The organism is Bartonella alsatica (assembly GCF_013388295.1).
Taxonomy (GTDB): Bacteria; Pseudomonadota; Alphaproteobacteria; order Rhizobiales; family Rhizobiaceae; genus Bartonella; species Bartonella alsatica.
This window is the reverse complement of sequence record NZ_CP058235.1, coordinates 1589883-1611518: the sequence shown is the minus strand read 5'-3', so window position 1 is coordinate 1611518 and position 21636 is coordinate 1589883. Positions and strand designations below refer to the sequence as shown.

Genomic DNA, 21636 nt, shown 5'->3' with positions numbered 1-21636 from the left:
ATTGGTTCTCAAACTTTTAAAATACCAAAAATTACTCAACGACTTTTGAGACAAGAAAAAAATTCTCTTCCATAATAGGCGCATTTGCTACGATATCTGTTACTATGTCACCATCTGCAACAATATCTTCACGCATTCGTAATGCCATTGGCATCACTGATGTTAATGGTTCAACGTTACTGACATCAACTTCACTCAATTGTTCTACAAAACCTAAAATAGCATTGAGTTCTTTTGTTATGCGTTCTGCTTCATCACCATGGACAGCAATACGCGCTAAATGTGCTACCCGCTTGACTGTTTCTTGATCAACAGACATACTATGCCTTTCCGCTTTTTATTTTTTATATTCATTACTGGCTATACAAGGCTGCGTTTGCAAGTGCAAGAATATTGATACGTGAATAAATAATATAAGTATAAACCTAAAACACTAAAAGACTTAAATTATAGACTCTATGGCTATTATTAATATAAACGAAGTTATGATACATCTTTTGCCTGGGCAAACAATAGCAGGTTTAGATTTAGGTAAAAAAACTATTGGAATTGCAGTATCTGATATTGGACTTGCTTTTTCAAATCCGCGTCCTGTACTTCAACGGAAAAAATTTATGGAAGATGCCCATAAACTCATAAAAATTTTTGATCGTGAAAACGTAGGAGTTATTATTATTGGTTTACCTCTTAATATGAACGGAAGCAGTGGTTCTCGTGCTCAAGCAACTAGAACTTTCGTGAGTAATATGAAAGTATATACAGAAATTCCATTTGTTTTTTGGGATGAACGCTTATCAACAATTGCCGCAGAACGCTCTCTCCTAGAAATGGATGTATCGCGTGCTAAAAGAGCAACCCGCATTGATTCGGCAGCTGCCGCTTTCATATTACAAGGTGCTCTCAACAGAATCCAAAATCTTCATCATATCGAAGGATAAAGAACATTTAACAAATGTCCTGCATTATATCGTGCAATGAGCATTCCATAAGAAGATCTCCATTGTCCTCCAAGACGGCTTTCCATATAAGCATTTGCCACATTCTCTATATCTGTAGAACGTAACGATGCAGCTGCAGCTGCGTACGCTACTTGTTCAACAAAGAATCTTCCCGCTCCTTCGTTAGCCAATGCCATCTCTACAGCAGACTTAATAATCTCAATTGCTCGCGGCCCCGCTGGTCCAATATCAATAGCAATTTTTTCTAACAATTTCTGAAACAATCCTGGTGCTTTCTCAGCGATGAGGATTGCATCTTTTACCAATTGATTAGCAGAACTATTTCTCACAATCCGTGCAGGGCCATTACACAACATTTGCGATAATGGATTTCCCTCTACAAAACTTTCAATGCCAAGCTGTGCAATAATCTCGCTAATAATAGGCATGACGAGTTGGCTCACATGATAAGCAATAATAGGTGTCATGATTCGTGCAAAAGCTGCTTCAGAACGATCATTTGCTGCATTGTCAAATGCATGTGCTAAACGTAAAACCAATGCTTGTGCGGCAGCAATATCTAGTGCAATATCTGCAAAAATACGTTCTGTAAGTGGTGGTAAAGGCTTATCTAGCATTTTTTGCCGAAAAAAATCCATGCCAAATTGAAGTGCAGCCCGCAGAACTCCTGCCGATATAACAGATTGATCAAAACGCATCATTGTTTCGATATCTTTGATAACTTTAAGCCCCTCACCAACACTTCCTAAAAGCCAACCATAACTACCTTGAAAATCAACAACACCTTCTGGAGTTAAAGATTCTCCGGAACGCTGCACCAAATGTCGAATCGATATTATACCATTTAATGCACCATTTTCTTGTATACGTGGAACTAAAAAGCAGCTTAAATGGCCATCTAACTCTGCACTAATAAGGTATCCATCAGCTACAGGATTAATAACATTGGTTTTTATAACATTTAGACGATACAGATCACGCCCCATTTTTTCATCAAAAGAAATTTTTTTAACACTGGGAAAATTGAAAGAGTATTTTTCGCGTTGTTCAACATCATCAAAAGCACAGGTAAGTGAAGCTGCTTTTTTGTTATTAATAGGCTTAGATGATAAATCATATTGGCGTGATAAGAGTACATTTTGCCACTTTCTGTATAGCTCAACATCACTAATTAAGGCTGCAATAGCTGCACTTGTTATAATAACCTCATTCAAATGCCCTGTCTCCAAACTAGCAGATAAAGCCAAGCGAATAGCACGCGCTTGATAACGTACCCCGTTTTCTGAGATGGTATTTTCCCAAAGTGAAGTCGCTAAACCAGCTTGTCTAGAATATTGTTGAAGAACCTGATAAGAAGAATGTATCTCTAATTTTTCCGTTAACTGCCCCCATTCATCGTTATAGCGTAGTACTGGTCGGTAACGATTCGCTAAAGAAGAGTGCTCCCATGCTTCACGACTTGCTACAAAATCTCCTATTTCTTCAAAACTTGCTAATAAAAACTTAGGCAAAGTAGAAGCAATACGAAACATAAGTGTATCACTAAGAAATGCATTTTTTCGGCGAGCATTTTGCGTAGACACAGCACTCATAGGCATATTCCATTATTCAAATTATTCATATCATAGACTATTTGTCTTTTTGCAGTTAAAAAACATTTATCATATTCAAATAAATGCTTGTTTAATCTGTTTAGAGAGAGATAAAAAAGAATGCTATGACTCAAAATACTTTTTTTCCCCTTTTCCCCTACCAACATCTTTTAGGTATTAAAGGTTTGAGTGCCCAAGACCTAACTACATTGCTTGATCGTGCAGATGCAAATGTTACTCTTTCTAAAAAAATTGATAAAACAAAATCTATATTATATGGGCGTACTCAAATTAATCTTTTCTTTGAAGCTTCCACGCGTACACAGTCCTCTTTCGAATTAGCCGGAAAACGGTTAGGAGCAGATGTAATGAGTGTGGCTATTGGCAATTCATCTATAAAAAAAGGGGAAACATTGATTGATACAGCCACAACCCTCAATGCAATGAAACCAGATATACTCGTCATTCGCCATAGTAGCGCTGGAGCAGCTGCTTTGTTAGCCCAAAAAGTTAATTGTTGTGTCATTAATGCAGGTGATGGTGCCCATGAACATCCAACACAGGCTTTATTAGATGCTTTAACTATTAAAAGGACAAAGGGGCGTATTGAAGGATTAACTGTTGCAATTTGTGGAGATATTTTACACTCACGTGTTGCGCGTTCTAATATCTTAAGTCTTAACACTTTGGGAGCCCGAGTTCGTGCTGTTGCTCCTTCTACACTTTTACCCATAGGAATTGCTGATATGAGTGTTGAAGTTTTTAACACTATGAAAGAAGGTCTTAAAAATGCTGATGTTATCATGATGTTACGCTTACAACATGAACGTATGACAGGTTCCTTTATTCCCTCCATTCGTGAATATTTCCATTATTTTGGCTTGCATAAAGAAAACTTGGCTTATGCCAAAAACGATTGCATGATTCTACATCCTGGCCCAATAAATCGAGGTATAGAAATTGCATCTGATATAGCAGATGGACCACAAAGTATGATTCATACACAAGTGGAAATGGGAATCGCTGTGCGTATGGCTGTCATGGAGGCTTTATTGGATTCACGATCTCAAAGTGGAGAAAAAATATGACAAAGCCTATCGTCTTTCAAAATGCCCGTATTATTGATCCTTCACGCACAATCGATGAAATTGGCACAATTATTGTTGAAAATGGACGGATTACAGCTGCAGGAAATGAGGCCTTAAATCAAGGAATCCCCGAAGAGGCAGAAATTATTAATGCACAAAACAAAGCAATTCTACCCGGACTTGTTGATGCACGTGTCTTTGTCAGAGAACCAGAAAGTGAATACTGTGATACCATTGCAACAGCAAGTCAATCAGCTGCAGCAGGTGGTATTACTTCCTTTCTTATGATGCCAGAGATGCATCCAATCATTGATAATGTAGCACTTGTTAAATTTATTACGCGTACAGCACAGGAAATGTCATCAGTCAATATTTATCCTGTCGCTGCCATCACTCAAGGCTTCAACGGACAAGAAATAACCGAATTTGGCTTGTTAAAAGATGCAGGAGCAGTTGCTTTTAGTGAAGGAAAAAAAACACTTCAAAGTTCATCTATTATGCGACGGGCAATGACTTATGCTCGCGACTTTGATGTTCCATTGATGCATGAAACACAAGATAAGGACCTTACAGGAAAAGGTGTAATGAATGAAGGGCTTTTAGCGAGTTGGCTAGGGCTTCCTGGCATTCCCCGCGAAGCAGAAGTCATCCCACTCGAAAGGGATCTGCGGTTAGCAGTATTAACACAGACACGCTATCATGCTGCACAAATATCGACAGCAATGTCTACTGATACGCTTCGTCTATTTAAACAACGCAGTGAGAAAATTTCAGCTGGTGTATCCATCCATCATTTATCTCTTAATGAAAATGACATTGGTGAATATTGTACTTCTTTCCGTTTCATGCCACCATTGCGTACAGAAGAAGATCGTATAGCAATGATTGAAGCAATAAAAGATAGAACAGTGGATATTATTGTTTCTTCTCATGATCCTCAGGGCATTGATAAAAAACATCTACCATTTAATGAAGCAGCTGCAGGTGCTATTGGCATGGAAACTTTATTAAGTGCTGCTTTGCGTCTCTATCATAATGAAGCCATATCTCTTCTACGATTAACTGAACTTTTGTCAACGACGCCTGCAAAACTCTTTGGACTCAATGCAGGAACACTCCAAAAAGGTGCTTATGCAGACCTTATTTTAGTTGATCTTGATGAACCATGGGTAGTTTCTACAGAGAAGTTGTATTCACGTTCAAAAAATACACCTTTTGAAAATGCACGCTTTCAAGGACGCGTTCTTCAGACCTTTGTTAAGGGACAATCAATTTTTAAACTTGATCAATAAACTTAATGAGATTTTTAATGAATAAAATAGAAACACTTTTACAGTTTTATCCATGGTTTCTCTTTCTAATATCTTATCTAATTGGTTCTATCCCATTTGGCCTACTTTTTACGCGATTAGCCAAACTTGGCGATATAAGAACAATTGGTTCGAGAAATATTGGAGCTACAAATGTTCTGCGGACAGGAAATAAAAAAGTTGCGGCTCTCACGCTTCTTTGCGATATATTAAAAGGAGCTGTTGCTGTTCTTGTTATAAAATTTTTAAGTGATCCGACAGAAAACAGTACCATTGTTTTACTGGCTGGTTTTTTTGTCTTTTTGGGACATCTTTTTCCCATATGGCTTAAGTTTAAAGGTGGTAAAGGTGTTGCTACCTATTTGGGTGTGTGTTTTGCCTTTTACTGGCCAGCAGCAATTGTTTTCATTATTGTGTGGATGATATTTTTTTTACTCACACGCTACTCTTCATTATCCGCGCTCATTGCTGTTATTATGACTCCAGTATTTGTTTATTTCTCTTATACTTCTCTCTATGCTCATTGGATGCTGAGCGCGATGAGCATATTAGTGGTTATAAAGCATCACGCAAATATCGGTAGGTTATTAATTGGGAAAGAAAACAAGATTGGCACTTAAAACGGAGATGAATAAAGGGATTCTGCTCACTGATCGGCAGCGTCTGAACTGGTTACGGTTGTTACGTAGCGAAAATATTGGAGCAGTAAGTTTTCGTAACCTTATTGATCATTATAAAACAGCAGAAAACGCTCTAGCAGCACTTCCTGAACTCAGTAAAAAGAGCGGCCTTTATACACCTATCCGAATAGCAACGTTAGAAGATACTGAAAAAGAAATGCAAAAAGCCGAAAGATTAGGTATTCGGTTTGTTGGTATAGGAGAGCCCGATTATCCAGCTTTTCTTAAAGTCACAGAAGCAGCACCGCCACTTATTGCCATAAAAGGTAATGTTTCTGTTTTTCAGAAACCTTCTGTTGGAATTGTAGGATCTCGAAATGCTTCGGCAGCTGGCAAAAAACTTACCGCTCAATTTGCTCGTTTTCTTGGAGAAGCTGGTTTTACAATTATTTCCGGATTAGCCCGTGGAATTGATAGCATTGCACACCAAGCAAGTCTGTTAACAGGTACAGTCGCAGTAATGGCTGGTGGAATTGATCACATCTATCCTCCTGAAAACAAAAAACTGCACGAGGATATTATCGCTAACGGTGGAGCAATCGTCAGTGAAATGCCGATTACATGGAAGCCACGCGCTATCGATTTTCCAAGAAGAAACCGCATTATTGCTGGTCTATCACTTGGACTCTTGGTTGTAGAAGCTGCGCTGCGATCAGGATCCTTAATTACCGCACGCCAAGCTGCCGAAATAGGGCGATTGATTTTTGCCGTTCCTGGATCCCCACTTGATCCAAGATCCGTTGGTACAAATAACCTCATCAAGGATGGTGCTCTACTAACCACTCACCCCTCTGACATCATAGAAACACTTACCCCTTTAACCCCGACTGCTCTTAATTGTCAACTCAACTTTTTTGAGGAACCAAGCACTCCTCAACCTGGAAAGAAAAGTTTTAGTTCACCTGATGAAAAAACCTCACAGCCCCCTTCAATTAAAGATGACGCAGAACTTGTGGCTGTGCTCTCAGCCCTTTCAACAACACCAATTGATTTAGACACACTCTGCACCCATTCAGGTGTTTCACTCCCAAACCTCTACCTCTTGCTGGTGGAGCTTGAGCTTGCTGGAAAGCTTATTCGACACTCTGATGGTTATGTGTCATTGTCGAGTTTGGATCTTCCCCAAGAGTCTCAGCACTATTAATAATGCTTTGTCCTTCTTTGGCAACCATATCCAAAAGCAATGCTAAAAGTGGGCTATGCGCCTGACGCGCCATTTGATTCATTTGTTTTGACATATCTGTAATATATTGGATAATTTTTAAATGATTTATAAACATAATCCTCTACCTTTGAGCATTTCCCCTCCTACTTCTCAATAGATGTTATCTTAGTATTTCGCCGTATGTTTTTTTTAACAGTGGAAAAATAAGCAATATAACTTTATATAGGGTGTATTTTAACAATAACAATCACAAGTTGTACAATATTAATGTTTTTTATATGACTAATATTTTTTATGTGCTCTTAACCAATTGCCATTAGCTATTCGCGTAAAAGGAGCTTATAAAAAAGTTTTTATTTCAACATTCGGGTAAAATTATGAATATCGTTATCGTTGAATCTCCGGCAAAAGCAAAAACAATTAACAAATATCTCGGATCTCAATACAAAGTAGTAGCATCATTTGGACATGTTCGTGATTTGCCTGCAAAAGATGGCTCCGTTCTGCCTGATCAAGATTTTTCTATGAAATGGGATATTGATTCTGTTGCTGCTAAGCGTTTAAATGAAATAGCAAAAGCCGTCAAAGAAGCTGATAGCCTCATCTTAGCAACTGACCCTGATCGAGAAGGAGAAGCTATTTCATGGCATATTCTGGATGTTCTTCGTCAAAAAAAAGTTTTAAAGAATAAACCTATTAAACGGGTTGTGTTCAACGCCATCACCAAAAAATCTGTACTTGATGCCATGAACAATCCACGCGATATTGATACATCACTTGTTGATGCCTATCTTGCACGGCGCGCTCTTGATTATCTCGTCGGTTTTACACTCTCACCTGTTTTGTGGCGGAAACTTCCCGGTGCACGTTCGGCTGGTCGCGTTCAATCCGTTGCTTTGCGTATTATTTGTGATCGTGAATCAGAAATAGAACATTTTATTAAAGAAGATTATTGGTCTATTATAACACACTTTAAAACTATCCGAAATGATGGTTTTAAAGCAAAATTAACAATGCTTAATCAAAAAAAAATTGGTAAACTTTACATCCAATCTCAAGAACAAGCAGATCAAATTTGCCTTATATTGGAGCAAGCAAAATATCGTATACTCAGTGTTGAAGCAAAGCCTATAAAGAAGAATCCTTCTCCTCCGTTTACAACATCCACTTTACAGCAAGCGGCTTCTTCAAAACTAGGATTTTCAGCCTCTCGCACTATGCAAATTGCTCAAAAGCTTTATGAAGGTGTTGAAATTAATGGTGAAATGGCAGGGCTTATTACCTACATGCGTACTGATGGTGTGCAAATAGCACCAGAGGCCATTGATTCAGCACGAAAAGTGATTCATGAATCTTTTGGCAGTAATTATATTCCTGAAAAACCACGTCTTTATTCAACAAAAGCAAAGAATGCGCAAGAAGCACATGAAGCTATCCGTCCAACAGATTTTCAACGTACTCCCAATCAAGTACGAAATTTTCTCGACAACGATCAGGCAAAGCTTTATGAGCTGATATGGAAGCGCACCCTTGCTAGTCAAATGTGTTCTGCTGAAATTGAACGCACAACTGTTGAAATTGAAGCACAGCAAGGAGAGAATCTTGCAAATTTACGGGCGACAGGTTCTGTTATTCGTTTCGATGGCTTTATTTCTATTTACTCTGATCAGCTAGAGGAAGAAAACAATGAAGAAAACGAAACAACACGTTTGCCACAAATGAACGCTGGTGAAGTGCTTAAAAAAGAAAAAGTTGAAGCTATACAACATACCACAGAACCACCTCCTCGTTATTCTGAATCTTCCTTAATTAAAAAACTTGAAGAGCTAGGGATTGGTCGTCCTTCAACCTATGCATCTACATTGTCCACACTGTGTGATCGTGGATATATTATAATTGATAAACGAAAACTTATTCCTGATGCTAAAGGGCGTATCGTTACAGCTTTTCTGGAAAATTTCTTTAATCGCTATGTAGAATACGGATTCACAGCAGATCTTGAGGAAAAACTGGATCTTATATCAGATGGAAAACTTTCTTGGAAAGATGTAATGCGCGATTTTTGGGATGGATTTAATGCGTCTATTACCAATATCAAAGAATTACGTATAACCAATGTTCTTGACGTTTTAAACGTGACATTAGCACCTCTCGCTTTTCCTATACGTGAAGACGGAAGTGATGTCCGTTCTTGTCCTCTCTGTACAAACGGTAAATTATCATTAAAGCTAGGGCGTTATGGTGCATTTGTTGGCTGCTCTAATTATCCCGAGTGCAAATATACACGCCAACTTGGAACAGACGTTGGAGAAGAAAATGAAGTCATACGTAATGACGAACCTATTATGCTTGGTGTCGATCCTAAAACAGGAAAAGATATCTCTCTTCGCAATGGACGTTTTGGGCCCTACATTCAACTTGGTGAAAGTAAAGAAGCCAAGCGTGTAGGGCTACCAAAAGAATGGCAAGCAGAGAATATAACTCTTGATAAAGCCTTGGCTTTACTATCCCTACCCCGTGCAATTGGCACACATCCTGAAACAGGCAAAATGATCACAGCTACTATTGGACGCTATGGTCCCTACCTCACGCATAACGGTACGTCTACTCCTCTTCTTCATGCAGATGAAGTTTTTGATATTGGCATCAATCGTGCTGTCACAGTACTTGCCGAAAAACAAGAAAATAAAACAATGCGAAGCAAAACAGCATCTACAGCACTTGTCACATTAGGAGATCACCCTGATGGAGGAACTATCACCATACGCAATGGACGTTATGGCCCATATATTAATTGGGGCAAAATTAATGCAACATTGCCAAAAGATAAAGAACCAATTAGTGTAACACTTTCAGAAGCATTAGAACTTATATCGGCTAAAGCATCACGTAAAAAAGCAACCGGTAAAGCTTCCAGTAAAAAAGTAACCACAAAAAGAGCTCCTTCCAAAAGAAAAGAGACATAAATTTTGGCTAAAGGCGAAAAAAAAATAAAATATTTTCAATCAATTAACATGGAGCGGCTACCAAACAAAGCCGATGTTATCTCCTTTATTAACAAAAATCCTAACCAATTAAGTAAACGCAAAATCGCCAAGGCTTTTAACTTAACAGGAAATTCTTATATCTGGTTACGAAATATATTACGTGAACTAAAAAAAGAAAATCTTATATTAAAACAGCATAAAAGAGCAACAAACAAAAGAAAATTACCACCAGTTGTTGTGGTAAAAATTACCGAGCACGACAAAGACGGTGATTTGATCGCACAACCTCTTGAGTGGGAAGATGATTCAAAACCAAATATTGAAATACACTCTTCTCATCGTATAAAAGGAGCAAACATTGGTATTGGAGATCATATTCTTGTAAAAATTTTTAGAAATAAAACTTCACAAAACTACCCTTATACAGGACGAATTATCCGTAAAATAGATATATCACCCAAAAGCATATTTGGTATTGTACAAAAATTAAAAACTGATCAATGGCGGCTTGACCCTATAGATAGAAAAACGAACAAACTCATCATTGATACCTCTAATACATCTTCAAAAATGAAAATAAAATCTGGTGATCTTGTTGAAGTTGAAATTAAAAAAAATACTGGTTATGGACTGAAAAATGCACAAATAAAGAACGTTTTAGGACATATTGAAAGTGAAAAAACATTGTCAATGATTGCTCTTCTTTCAAAGGGAATTCCTTATATTTTTCCCGAAGATGTCCTTGAGCAAGTAAAGCACATAAAACCTGCCAACATAGAAAATCGTGAAGATTGGAGGCAATTACCACTTATTACAATTGATCCATCAGACGCAAAAGATCATGATGATGCAGTTTATGCAACAAAAGATGAAGACCCTGCCAATCGTGGCGGTTGGATTATTATCGTCGCAATTGCAGATGTTTCTTATTATATTAAAACGGGAAGCGCTTTAGATAAAGAAGCATTAAAACGAGGAAACTCAATTTATTTTCCTGATCATGTTGTGCCAATGCTACCAGAACATATTTCTAATGATTTATGTTCTCTGCGTGAAGGCAAAGAAAGGCCAGCATTAGCCGTTCGTATGGTTTTTGATGCAAACGGTAACAAACGAAAACATAGTTTTCATCGTATTATGCTGCGTGTAGTCGCTAAATTCTCTTATCAAGAAGTACAATTAGCAATTGAGGGAAATATAAATGAAAAAATAGCGCCCTTCTTCGAGAGTGTCTTGCAACCCTTATGGAAAGCTTATGAGTGTCTCAAAATCGCACGGAATCGCCGACAACCGCTAGAATTTAAAATAGCAGAAAAAAAGATTATCCTCGATCAAAATGGATGCATCAAAGATGTTATGAGTGAACCACACCTAGAAGCACATTGTTTGATTGAAGAATTCATGATCCAAGCAAATATTGCAGCTTCTGAAACATTAAAAGAACATCATCAACCACTCATCTATCGTATCCATGATAAACCTTCTCTTGCAAAACAGGAAATACTGCGAAGTTTTCTTCAAAGTTTGGGGATACCACTCTCTCGGAGTGCAGAGCTTACATCAGCACGCCTTAATAGCATTTTAGAAAAAACCATGAATACCCAACAACAAGAATTGGTCACTCAAGTTATTTTACGCACACAATCTCAAGCAGAATATAATCCCAAAAATATTGGTCATTTTGGTTTGAACTTACATAACTATACACATTTTACTTCACCAATACGTCGTTATGCTGATCTTATTATTCATCGAGCACTTATTAAAGCCCTAAAATTGGGAAATGACCCATTAACAGAGATACAAGAACAAAATCTTGCGGAAATTGCCACACAAATTTCCTTATATGAGCGCCGTGCAATGATGGCTGAAAGAGAAACCATTGATCGGCTTGTCGCACACTATCTAACCAACAAAATAGGCTGTACTTTTACAGGTCGTGTTTCTGGAATCACAAAAGCAGGGCTTTTTATTACACTTGACAAACTTAATACAGATGGTTTTGTGCATATTTCTACACTTAAAAATGATTATTATTATTTCGATGAAATAAAACATACTCTTGTTGGAAAACGCAGTCATAAAGGTTATCAACTAAGTGATATCGTAAAGGTGAAGCTTATAACAGTACAGCCTTTTGCTGGTGCTTTATGCTTTGAGCTCTTAACAGAACCTTCTCCAAAAACCTTTTCATCTAGATGCCACCATAAAAACAAATTTATAACAAAAAAACAAAAATATGCTTTTTATGGAAGAAGAAATATTAACTAAAACTAAAAAGAAAAAATTAAAATTCTTATTACAATTTTTATTAATTAATTTTTATTTATGGTATATTAGAATATAATAAAGTAATTTAGAAGAGATTTTTATTAAATGAATTAGAAAATATACAAGGTATGTGTTTGTATTTATTTCATATTAATTTAATTTTTTATTAACATAATAAATAACGATACAATTAATCATTAATTATGTTAAAAAATCTTTGAATTCTTAAAATAATTCTTTGCGTGCAATCGTTGAAACGATTTTTACTGTTCAATTCGCTTTATATCTACCTAGATACTGCTCAAGCAATATTGATAATGATAAAGTATTTAAATTTTCTAAGATTCCATTTTTTTGAACTAATATGGATTTGGGTCATTTAAATATTTATATTATACGTTTCACTATAAAATTCTGTTTATCCTATTAGAGTTTTTGATTAAACAATTGTGCACCACCTAAAAAATGTAGTTTAATTTTTTCTATTTATGCTATCATATTACGATTAAGATTTGCGATAGATTGCATGCTATTAGAAAAAGTAAGAATACACGATTTCATAACTTTTGTAAGGAGTTGTGTTTGTTTCTATGACAATTCTCGTAGCTTGGAAATTCAGTTCAGAACTTCAAAAGAAGTAGTATATGCTATTTGTTCCCTATTTCTTTCATATTTAGCTCAGTGATAGTAGATCTTGTCTACGCTGCTGTTCTAAATGGAAACTTTACCCCTTATAACTTCTTTTAGTTCATCCATTGAATATAATAAGAGGCTGCACCCTTTATGGCAACACACACTTGGTAATATTTCCTCTTAACCTCTACTAGTTTTATAAGCAATTAAACAAAAAATCGACGTTATTCTCTTATGAGCTGGACTATCTTAAGTTTTGTGGGAATTTTCATGTTACCATGAATAATAAAACACCAATATTTTTTGATGTTTGATCTCTGTTTCCTGAGAAATGTACCTGCTGTTCTTTATACAATCGAGCTCACATATCTAGGTGTACATTTCAAAGAATATGAACTTTCTAGTGCTAATGTTGCTTTTACTTTTTGATATGGAATCAGTATACTTAATAGATCAACTACTATTGTTCAGACCTAGATATTTTAAAACCATTTGTTTTCTCAGCAGCTATGACTTTGTTTTTAGCTTATATATGATTTTGATGTTTGTGCAGCTTACGAGAAAATTAATCAGCCCTTGACTTTTTTTAGAACATCCGTAGTGTTGCTATAAAATCTGATTACATTAAAAATAGATTTTTAGCAAAAAATATTGTTTTCGGTATAAATAGGAATCTTAAATTATGGCTAAGGCAGCAACTATTAAGATCAAGCTTTTGTCAACTGCAGATACTGGTTTTTTCTATGTGACAAAGAAAAATAGTCGTACAATGACAGATAAAATGAGCAAACGTAAATATGATCCAATTATAAAAAAACACGTTGAATTTAAAGAAACAAAAATTAAATAATGAGCTATGTTGTTTAACTAGTATTTTCTGCATTCCCTCCCCCTTTAAATACGATTTTGCTCTTCAGGATTATTTTTTGAAGAGTGTTTTTTTTAGTTAAAGAAAATTGTGTATTTGTAATCTGTGTGCTTTTTAGGAATGGGTTATTTTATTTTTGATTGCTTTCATATTCATAAGTCTTACTATGATATTGTATATGATCTATTTTGATATATTATTAAAATGGAATCCTATTTTTATCAAGGATAATGAAAGTTTTTTGCAAAAATTATAGCAATTCTCAATAAATAAGATATATTATAGTAGCAGTTTCTTTAATTTCATGAAAAAAGATTTTTTCTATTTTTATCAAAAGAGTTTTAAGCTAAAGGTTATTGGTTTTAGTATTTTTGTTACTACTATAATTATTATAGTTTATTTTAAATACACTCAAATATTATCTCAAAAAGAATTTTTTTCTTCTCAAACAGTTATCGAAGATTACGCATTTATTATTGATGGTGACTCAATCATGATTTCTTCTGTCATGATCCGGCTTGCAGGAATTGATGCTCCTGAACTTCATCAATTCTGTGGTAAAAAGGAGACACGCTATCCATGTGGGCTTGAGGCAAAAAAATATTTAGAACAACTCATAGCAAATCAACCGGTTACATGTTACTGGCATAAAAAAGATAAATATCGCCGCATTCTTGCAACATGCAAAACAAAAAAAATAAGCAATATCAACGCAATGCTTGTACGTAATGGTTGGGCTATAAATTATTATGATTATCCTGAAGAAGAGCAAGAAGCCAGAAAGAAAAAAAAAGGAATATGGCAATCAAGTTTTCAACGACCGAGAGCATGGCGAAGAGCACATCCACGAACAGAATAATATTTTTTAATTTCCTACTTTCCAATGAAGCAATCACACTGTAAACAAATTATAATACTCGAAAAGAAAATTTATTCTTGTCGCATTTGTATCCAGAAACCATGTTATTTCCCTCCTCTTCCTCATGAACCAAAACCGGTAGTTTATTTATCTGATACAGCTTCCATTGCAATCGCAGGTCAAGCACCTGGGTTGCGTGTCCATGAAACTTCTATCCCTTTTAATGATCGTTCTGGCGAAAGATTGCGTCATTGGTTAAATGTCACGAAAGAAGAATTTTATAATAGATCTCTCTTTGCCATTGTTCCTATGGGATTTTGTTTTCCAGGTTACGACAAAAATAAATCTGATTTACCACCAAGACGTGAATGTCGTGAAATATGGCATGAGAAAGTATTTCAAGCAATGCCGCAAATAAAGCTTGTCCTTGCTATTGGAAGTTATGCACAAAAATGGCATATTACAGAATTAAAACATAAAACTGTTTCAGCAACCGTTAATGATTGGAGAAATATTCTTTCCATACGCCAACCTCGAGGCTATAATGTAATGCCTTTACCTCATCCCTCATGGCGTAACACTTCTTGGTTACAAAAAAATCCATGGTTTAGAGATGAGCTAATTATACATCTGCGTAGTTTAGTACGTAAATTTTTATAAAGTGAATTTGAGAAAAAATATGGATCGTCTTGATCGGAAAATTTTACATCTTTTACAAGAAAATGCGACACTTTCTGTCGCTGATATTGCAAAAAGAGTTGGTCTTTCAACAACTCCTTGCTGGCGTAGAATTCAAAAACTTGAAGAGGATGGTGTTATTCAGCGTCGTGTTGCTGTACTTTCTCCAGAAAAAGTAAATGCCCACGTTACTGTTTTTGTTTCTATTCGTACAAGCACACACAGCCATGAATGGTTTAAACGTTTTTCAAAAATTGTGCGAGAATTTCGTGAAGTTATTGAATTTTACCGAATGAGTGGAGATATTGACTATTTATTGCGTGTTGTCGTTCCTAATATTGAAGCTTATGATCTTTTTTACAAGAAATTAATTACTAAAATTGATATCCGTGATGTTTCATCTTCTTTTGCAATGGAACAGATTAAATATACAACAGAACTTCCACTCAATTACATAAAACTACAAGAAAAAACGAGTTAGTAAAGCTCTTAAAGGATTCTTTCAACCCGTTATTATCCTTTAATTAAATCTTCTTGTTCAAAAACCGCCATTTTTGTGTGAGTCAAAACAGCAGCTTTGACAATACCAGCTGCCATGGCCGCACCTGTCCCTTCGCCAAAGCACATTTTCAGATCTAAAAGCGGTTCTTTGCCAATTTTTTTTAACAGTTTACGATGTACCGTCTCAGAAGAAACATGCCCAACAAGAATATGATCAAGAGCTCTTGGGTGCATTTTATAAAGGACTGCTGCTGCCACTGTTGCTACAAAACCATCTAAAATAACAGGAACTTTTTCCATTCTTGCTGCCAAAATGGCACCAATCATAGCAGCAATTTCACGCCCTCCTAGACGACGCATGATTTCAAAAGGATCATTAAAATGATTCTTATGTAAAGAAACTGCTGTCTTGATCGCTGCAATTTTACGCTGATAAAATTCTCCCTCCGATCCCATATCACTACCCGTCCATTCCTCAACATCCCCACCAAACAATGCTAAACATAAAGCTGAAGCTATCGTTGTGTTTCCAATGCCCATTTCACCTATACACAAAAGATCTGTTCCACCAGCAATGGACTCCATTCCAAATGCCATTGTAGCAGCTGCACTACGCTCATCCATTGCTGCGTCTTTGGTAATATTCATTGTAGGATATTCGAGTGCTAAATCAAATATCTTCAATCCAAGATCATAAGCTATGCAGATTTGGTTAATAGCAGCATCACCAGTTGCAAAATTTCGTACCATCTTTTGTGTCATAGATTGTGGAAATGGTGTAATATTCTCCTCTGTAACGCCGTGATTCCCAGAAAAAATAGCAACCAAAGGCTGTTTTATGATATTTTCTGCGCCTCTCCATCCTGCATACCAAACTGCAATATCTCCCAATTTTCCCAGAGTTCCTTGAACTTTTGTTAATTTTTCTTGCCGTTTTTTTGCCAATGTTATAGAAAACGCATCAGCAACAGGTAAATTTGTGAGTAAAGCGCGAAAATCATCAAATGGACTAACGGTCATGAAGATACCTTTAAAAATCTACAATGTTTAATGAGAATCTCGTCATATATATAGGATATGAATAATTTCTTGTTTTTTTAACAGTATTTTAAAAACACTAACATTATGAGTGAAACTGTTTTTGCACGTTATTTCTAACAAAGTGGCTGTTCTATTGATTTTAAATATAATATTAAGAGCCTCTTATTTTTTATTATAAGCTTAAGCTATTTCCATATTGAGTAGCATCGTCATCACACATATTTAAAATATTTAGCACGAAAATTTTCTCCTTTATCAAAGTGATAGCTTTCCGAAATTCAAAAATCTAGATTGTTAAAAATCTTCGTAAAGAAATAAACTTTAGGGAATTTAAGCTCTAATATAAATTAATCTGTAAACTGTGGTTAAATGAGAGCAGAAAAAGCTTCTTTTAAAACATGTGTTCCCGCATTAATTTTTGTTGCATCATTTGATAATATTTGACGCCATCGACGTGCCCCATCTCGTCCATGAAATAAACCTATCATATGACGTGTTACATGAGAGAGCCGCCCTCCTAATGCGATATGTCGAGCTGCATAATCACACATGATTTCAATAAGATCAGCATCACTTAGATCACATTGTGGTCCACCATATATTTCAAAATCAATATATTTTAATAAAGTTGGATTATGATAAACTTGTCGACCAACCATAGTAGCATCACACAAAGTCAAATGCTCTTTGATCTCATCAATCGATTTAATTCCACCATTTATTCCAATGAATTTATGAGGATATTTATGTTTTAATCTATAAACTCTTTCATAACTCAGTGGGGGAATATTGCGGTTTTCTTTTGGACTTAACCCTTGTAACCACGCTTTGCGTGCATGAACCCAAAGTGCATCACACCCAGCGTTCCAAACTTTATCAGCTAACAGATCTAAAGCTAATTCTTCATCCTGCTCGTCCACACTTACACGACATTTGACAGTTACAGGTATAGTAACCACTTGTTTCATAGCTTCTACAGCACTTGCTACAGTATCAGGATGTAACATTAAACAAGCACCGAATACACCCGCTTGAACACGATTTGAAGGGCAACCAACATTGAGATTTATTTCATCATAACCAAATTCTTCAGCAATTCGCGCAGCCTCTGCTAATTTTTTCGAATCTGCCCCTCCTAACTGCAAGGCAATTGGATGTTCCTTATGACTCAAAGCCAACATTTGTTCGCGAACACCGTGGATTACAGCATCGGCTACAATCATTTCGGTATAAAGAAGTGCCTTTTTCGTTAAAAGACGATAAAAAAATCTGCAATGCTGATCTGTCCAGCCCAACATTGGAGCTACTGCAAATTTTACTGATGATGGAGAACCATAAAATATCATAAGAAGATTACTCACCCATTTCCATTAAACGCTTCCTATTATAAGACAAAGTTTCCACTTTTTTGCTACATAGAAAGTTTTATTCTCTTTACCTCCACTTAAAAATGTAGAAACAACTTTCTATCTAATTTCCCTTTCCTATTGTAAAACTTTTGCTAAAACCAATATAAAAGAAAAATACAATACACTGCTTTTAATAAATGATTTCCAGATATTATACTCCAAGCATCTGATACTATAAGAGATATGAAAGTGGTCACATAAAAGATCTATTTGAATGGTTCTCTTTACTATTCACAAGATCTTTTAAGCTATAGCTGTATTATCCAACATAGTCTCTAAGATATTTTGAAGATGACATATAATAAACGAAAATATTATACAAACGTATCATTATAGCTTCTTTTCCTTCAACATTTCTCAATTCATTGGGTTATTGTACAAATAGATGCTCCCTAAGATATTTTGGCTTCCTTATCATCCAAAGGATGAAAACACTTCTCCCGTACACATTTTATAATCAAATTGCTTTTTCCTACTAACCATTTATTTCATTTTATAAAATCTACAGAAAAGTCTTGCCACAAATATTTCGTATAATTTCAATATTCTATTCTTGGGTGATACAAAAGAAAACGAAAAACAGACATAGATGACTATTTTACTTTTAACACGCATAAATGTTTCTTATACCATCATCCCAAAGGAAGATGTTTTCAGTACTCAGATAAGCTTTGTAACAAATTGAGATTATTATAAATTTTGTTTTATCTCTTTTTGGCTTTTCATATAATTAGAAAGAATATTAATCTCTTTTTCATTAAATAAAAGCCCAAGTTTTGAACGGCGCCACAATACATCTTCACAGGTTTTAGCCCACTCTTTTTCTATTAACCATTTGACTTCTATTTCGTAGAGTCCATGTCCAAAATCTTTTCCTTTATCCGCTTTACCATTTGCAAATATCATCAACGCCTCCGAACCATAAGAGCGTGCAAGTCTGCGATATGTAAAAGCATCTAAATCTGGAATCAAAAGAGCTATCTTATTTTCAATTGTATCCAGCTTATTATATGGAAAATCCCCCCCTGGAAGTGTTGAGTTTTCTGTCCACGGTGTCCCCCTCTTTCCAAGCGCCCTTTCAACAAATTTCATCGCATCTTCAGCTAACTTGCGATAAGTTGTAATTTTACCACCATAAAGATTAAGAATTCGTGGTACATTTCCCGTACCCATTTCTTTCAAAACGTAATCACGTGTAATTTCTTGTACCTTTGAAGATCCATCATCATAGAGTGGACGAACACCAGAATAAGCCCACACAACATTTTCACGCAATATGGGTTGTATAAAATATTCACTCGCTGCCGTACAGATATAATCAATCTCAGCATCCGTAATATGAACTGTAGCAGGATCATCTTGATGATCGCAATCTGTTGTTCCAAGTAATGTAAACTCTTCTTGATAGGGAATGGAGAATAGAACACGTCCATCACTATTTTGAAAAACATAAGCACGATCATGGGCATAAAGCCTGGGAACCAGAATATGAGATCCCCTGACAAGTCGTACGGGGGGATTCTCTTTACAATCTAATACGTTTGCCAAAATATGATTAATCCAAGGGCCCGTCATATTTGCAACATAAGAAGCCGTGACACAATATTCTTTACCACTTAATTTATTTCGAAGAATTATAAACCATTTTTTTTCTTTTCTCTTTAAAGAGAGAACTTCTGTTCGTACTTTTATATCAGCACCTTGCTTTTCTGCATCACGAGCATTAGCAATAACCAAACGCGCATCATCTACTCTTGCATCAGAATATTCAAAACCTTTACGATACTCTTCCTTAAGTATAGAGTGAAAACTTTTTGAAAAATTAATTGTTTTACTACGCCATAGCTTTTGATTCCAATTGCCTAAATAATCATAAAGAAAAAGTCCAAAACGCAACATCCAAACAGGACGCAACCCTTTATGATAAGGGAGAAGAAAGCGCAAAGGACGCACAATATGTGGAGCCATACGCCAAATAATCTCGCGTTCTTTTAATGCTTCGCGAACCAATCTAAACTTACAGTGTTCAAGATAACGAAGACCGCCATGAATAAGCTTTGTCGATGCACTTGATGTCCCAGAGGCAAGATCATCCTTCTCCGCCAACCCCACCTTAAACTTGCGTCCAGCTGCATCTCTTGCCAGCCCACACCCATTTATCCCTCCACCAATGATAAACAGATCATAATGCGTTGTGCTTTTCATAATTTTACTTTTTATCATTCAATTTAATTTGTTTTACTGTAATCAATAAAATAACAGTAAAAAGTCAATACAAGTGTTCTTAACTGGATTATTAACGTACTTTTTTCCATAATAAATATATAAAAATATTTTGGATATCTCATAAATGAAAACAGCATATTTCAGCCGTTAAAGAACATAATCATCGCAAATATGCATCATTATGAAATCTTCTTAAAGAAAAAAATTAATGTTTTCTTTGTAAACGACTAAATACACACTATAGATAAATGCTTTATTGCATATAAGCAAGAGTTTTCATATAGTTCACTCAATCCTACAATAGCAATATAAAGGCATATAAATGATCTATCAATCTCAACACTCAAAAACAACGCTCATTGCAAAATTTTTAGCAATAGTTATATTGAGTACTGTATTCTTTTCATATTGTTTATCAAATGCGATATCAAATGAAAAAACAGCAAATTATCTGAACTTGGAAAATCTTAAGAAACAGCTTTTGGAAGATCCTGCTTTTTTACTTAAACTCAAGAAGAAGATTACACCATATATCGATGATCATGATATTAAAAAAATTATAAAAGATTATTTACTCACTAATCCAGAAATTATAATTGAAATGCAGCTGATCCTTCAAGAAAAGCTGGAAAAGCGAAGTAAGCAAAATTCCGAAAACCAAACTTTAATTATTAATTCGTTAAAAAAAGAAATTTTTTACTCCCCTCATGATGCTGTTTTTGGAAATCCAAATGGTAAAAGAATGCTGGTTGATTTTTTCGATTATAATTGCAGATATTGCAAAATATCCTATTCATACATAGAAAACTTAATAAAAGAGAACCCAGATCTACGAGTTATCATCAAAGATTTACCAGTTCTAGGTCCTGATTCTATGGCAGCGCACACTGTTGCTTATGCTTTTCGAAAACAATTTCCAGAGAAATATCCTCAATTTTATAAAGCGCTCTTAAATAATAAGAGTCGTGCGAATGAAGCTAAAGCCATAGAAATAGCAGTTTCATTAGGAGCAAATGAAAAAAGACTGCGCAATGCAATAAAAGATTCTAATCTTCAAAATGCCTTTAAAGAGAATATTCAAATCGCCTCTCAACTTAATATTACAGGAACACCTTCTTATATCATTGGTGATAAAGTGCTCATCGGAGCTGTGAGCCAAGATATATTAAAAGAGTCCATAGAAAATATACAGTGAATATCTTTTCTTTACCTCGTCAACTTTATTGAAGAATACCGTCAAGGAAATGATTTTATGCTTTCTCTTTTTTGATAACAGACTTATAAATGCAATTTCGTATAACAGATACTGACTTAAGATTGCAGAGTATAATTTAAATAAAGTAAATAGCTTTTAATAAAAGCCTTTAAG

The 21636-nt window shown here is 35.5% G+C and carries 18 protein-coding genes; 12 read left to right on the top strand and 6 right to left on the bottom strand.

Translation table 11 applies throughout. The features are described 5' to 3' along the window. Nucleotides 1–31: 31 nt before the first annotated feature. Complete coding sequence (gatC, locus tag HWV54_RS06595; RefSeq protein ID WP_005865488.1) at nt 32–319, bottom strand: Asp-tRNA(Asn)/Glu-tRNA(Gln) amidotransferase subunit GatC; 288 nt, start codon at nt 317–319, stop codon at nt 32–34. Nucleotides 320–458: 139 nt separating this feature from the next. Here gatC and ruvX point away from each other — a divergent pair, with 139 nt between their 5' ends. Then, nucleotides 459–938, top strand: coding sequence for a Holliday junction resolvase RuvX (gene ruvX, locus HWV54_RS06590; RefSeq protein WP_005865490.1), 480 nt, complete (start codon nt 459–461; stop codon nt 936–938). Here ruvX and HWV54_RS06585 read toward each other — a convergent pair. Continuing rightward, nucleotides 923–2551: an acyl-CoA dehydrogenase family protein gene (locus HWV54_RS06585; RefSeq protein WP_005865492.1), complete on the bottom strand. Its 1629-nt coding sequence runs from the start codon at nt 2549–2551 to the stop codon at nt 923–925. The two genes, ruvX and HWV54_RS06585, sit on opposite strands and share 16 nt — an antisense overlap. Before the next feature lie 125 nt (nt 2552–2676). Here HWV54_RS06585 and HWV54_RS06580 point away from each other — a divergent pair, with 125 nt between their 5' ends. From HWV54_RS06580 to dprA, 4 genes are read left to right on the top strand one after another with little or no spacing between them, the layout of a single operon-like run. Continuing rightward, the gene (locus HWV54_RS06580) at nt 2677–3639 is read left to right on the top strand and encodes an aspartate carbamoyltransferase catalytic subunit (protein ID WP_005865494.1); all 963 of its coding nucleotides are present in this window, start codon (nt 2677–2679) and stop codon (nt 3637–3639) included. After that, nucleotides 3636–4931 (top strand): dihydroorotase, encoded by a 1296-nt coding sequence (locus tag HWV54_RS06575; RefSeq protein WP_005865495.1) that lies wholly within the window; start codon nt 3636–3638, stop codon nt 4929–4931. The genes HWV54_RS06580 and HWV54_RS06575 overlap by 4 nt, the downstream gene beginning before the upstream one ends. Nucleotides 4932–4948: 17 nt before the next feature. Continuing rightward, complete coding sequence (plsY, locus tag HWV54_RS06570) at nt 4949–5569, top strand: glycerol-3-phosphate 1-O-acyltransferase PlsY (RefSeq protein WP_005865497.1); 621 nt, start codon at nt 4949–4951, stop codon at nt 5567–5569. Then, nucleotides 5541–6773, top strand: coding sequence for a DNA-processing protein DprA (gene dprA / locus HWV54_RS06565; protein ID WP_005865499.1), 1233 nt, complete (start codon nt 5541–5543; stop codon nt 6771–6773). Before plsY ends, dprA begins: the two co-directional genes overlap by 29 nt. Here the strand turns inward: dprA and HWV54_RS07105 are convergent. Continuing rightward, the gene (locus tag HWV54_RS07105) at nt 6703–6909 is read right to left on the bottom strand and encodes a hypothetical protein (protein WP_005865500.1); all 207 of its coding nucleotides are present in this window, start codon (nt 6907–6909) and stop codon (nt 6703–6705) included. The genes dprA and HWV54_RS07105 overlap by 71 nt on opposite strands. Nucleotides 6910–7171: 262 nt before the next feature. Here HWV54_RS07105 and topA point away from each other — a divergent pair, with 262 nt between their 5' ends. The 6 genes from topA (at nt 7172) to HWV54_RS06535 (ending at nt 15571) form a co-directional block, all read left to right on the top strand. Then, nucleotides 7172–9760: a type I DNA topoisomerase gene (gene topA, locus HWV54_RS06560; RefSeq protein WP_005865502.1), complete on the top strand. Its 2589-nt coding sequence runs from the start codon at nt 7172–7174 to the stop codon at nt 9758–9760. Between the two features lie 3 nt (nt 9761–9763). Further along, nucleotides 9764–12052 (top strand): ribonuclease R, encoded by a 2289-nt coding sequence (gene rnr / locus HWV54_RS06555; protein ID WP_005865504.1) that lies wholly within the window; start codon nt 9764–9766, stop codon nt 12050–12052. A 1315-nt stretch (nt 12053–13367) separates the two neighbouring features. After that, complete coding sequence (gene rpmG / locus HWV54_RS06550) at nt 13368–13535, top strand: 50S ribosomal protein L33 (RefSeq protein ID WP_005865506.1); 168 nt, start codon at nt 13368–13370, stop codon at nt 13533–13535. Nucleotides 13536–13857: 322 nt separating this feature from the next. After that, the gene (locus HWV54_RS06545) at nt 13858–14412 is read left to right on the top strand and encodes a thermonuclease family protein (RefSeq protein WP_005865507.1); all 555 of its coding nucleotides are present in this window, start codon (nt 13858–13860) and stop codon (nt 14410–14412) included. Nucleotides 14413–14436: 24 nt separating this feature from the next. Beyond that, on the top strand, nt 14437–15072 hold the full coding sequence (locus HWV54_RS06540; protein ID WP_005865509.1) for a uracil-DNA glycosylase family protein: 636 nt from the start codon (nt 14437–14439) through the stop codon (nt 15070–15072). Nucleotides 15073–15091: 19 nt separating this feature from the next. Beyond that, entirely contained in the window at nt 15092–15571 is a 480-nt protein-coding gene (locus HWV54_RS06535) for an Lrp/AsnC family transcriptional regulator (protein WP_005865511.1), read from the top strand. A gap of 32 nt (nt 15572–15603) precedes the next feature. Here HWV54_RS06535 and cobT read toward each other — a convergent pair whose 3' ends face one another. The 3 genes from cobT to glpD all read right to left on the bottom strand — a co-directional run bounded on the left by cobT (nt 15604) and on the right by glpD (nt 20264). Beyond that, nucleotides 15604–16611 (bottom strand): nicotinate-nucleotide--dimethylbenzimidazole phosphoribosyltransferase, encoded by a 1008-nt coding sequence (gene cobT, locus HWV54_RS06530; protein WP_005865513.1) that lies wholly within the window; start codon nt 16609–16611, stop codon nt 15604–15606. A gap of 386 nt (nt 16612–16997) precedes the next feature. Then, complete coding sequence (dusA, locus tag HWV54_RS06525; protein ID WP_005865515.1) at nt 16998–17978, bottom strand: tRNA dihydrouridine(20/20a) synthase DusA; 981 nt, start codon at nt 17976–17978, stop codon at nt 16998–17000. 753 nt (nt 17979–18731) lie between these two features. After that, nucleotides 18732–20264 (bottom strand): glycerol-3-phosphate dehydrogenase, encoded by a 1533-nt coding sequence (glpD, locus tag HWV54_RS06520; RefSeq protein WP_005865517.1) that lies wholly within the window; start codon nt 20262–20264, stop codon nt 18732–18734. A 325-nt stretch (nt 20265–20589) separates the two neighbouring features. Between glpD and HWV54_RS06515 the strand changes: the two genes are divergently transcribed. Then, the gene (locus HWV54_RS06515; protein WP_005865519.1) at nt 20590–21462 is read left to right on the top strand and encodes a DsbA family protein; all 873 of its coding nucleotides are present in this window, start codon (nt 20590–20592) and stop codon (nt 21460–21462) included. Nucleotides 21463–21636: the final 174 nt, after the last annotated feature.

Bases quoted from the DNA above. Each gene is read 5' to 3' on its own strand.
- gatC (WP_005865488.1), bottom strand. From the start codon at position 319: ATGTCTGTTGATCAAGAAACAGTCAAGCGGGTAGCACATTTAGCGCGT.
- ruvX (WP_005865490.1), top strand. From the start codon at position 459: ATGGCTATTATTAATATAAACGAAGTTATGATACATCTTTTGCCTGGG.
- HWV54_RS06585 (WP_005865492.1), bottom strand. From the start codon at position 2,551: ATGAGTGCTGTGTCTACGCAAAATGCTCGCCGAAAAAATGCATTTCTT.
- HWV54_RS06580 (WP_005865494.1), top strand. From the start codon at position 2,677: ATGACTCAAAATACTTTTTTTCCCCTTTTCCCCTACCAACATCTTTTA.
- HWV54_RS06575 (WP_005865495.1), top strand. From the start codon at position 3,636: ATGACAAAGCCTATCGTCTTTCAAAATGCCCGTATTATTGATCCTTCA.
- plsY (WP_005865497.1), top strand. From the start codon at position 4,949: ATGAATAAAATAGAAACACTTTTACAGTTTTATCCATGGTTTCTCTTT.
- HWV54_RS07105 (WP_005865500.1), bottom strand. From the start codon at position 6,909: ATGTTTATAAATCATTTAAAAATTATCCAATATATTACAGATATGTCA.
- topA (WP_005865502.1), top strand. From the start codon at position 7,172: ATGAATATCGTTATCGTTGAATCTCCGGCAAAAGCAAAAACAATTAAC.
- rpmG (WP_005865506.1), top strand. From the start codon at position 13,368: ATGGCTAAGGCAGCAACTATTAAGATCAAGCTTTTGTCAACTGCAGAT.
- HWV54_RS06545 (WP_005865507.1), top strand. From the start codon at position 13,858: ATGAAAAAAGATTTTTTCTATTTTTATCAAAAGAGTTTTAAGCTAAAG.
- HWV54_RS06540 (WP_005865509.1), top strand. From the start codon at position 14,437: ATGAAGCAATCACACTGTAAACAAATTATAATACTCGAAAAGAAAATT.
- HWV54_RS06535 (WP_005865511.1), top strand. From the start codon at position 15,092: ATGGATCGTCTTGATCGGAAAATTTTACATCTTTTACAAGAAAATGCG.
- cobT (WP_005865513.1), bottom strand. From the start codon at position 16,611: ATGACCGTTAGTCCATTTGATGATTTTCGCGCTTTACTCACAAATTTA.
- dusA (WP_005865515.1), bottom strand. From the start codon at position 17,978: ATGATATTTTATGGTTCTCCATCATCAGTAAAATTTGCAGTAGCTCCA.
- glpD (WP_005865517.1), bottom strand. From the start codon at position 20,264: ATGATAAAAAGTAAAATTATGAAAAGCACAACGCATTATGATCTGTTT.
- HWV54_RS06515 (WP_005865519.1), top strand. From the start codon at position 20,590: ATGATCTATCAATCTCAACACTCAAAAACAACGCTCATTGCAAAATTT.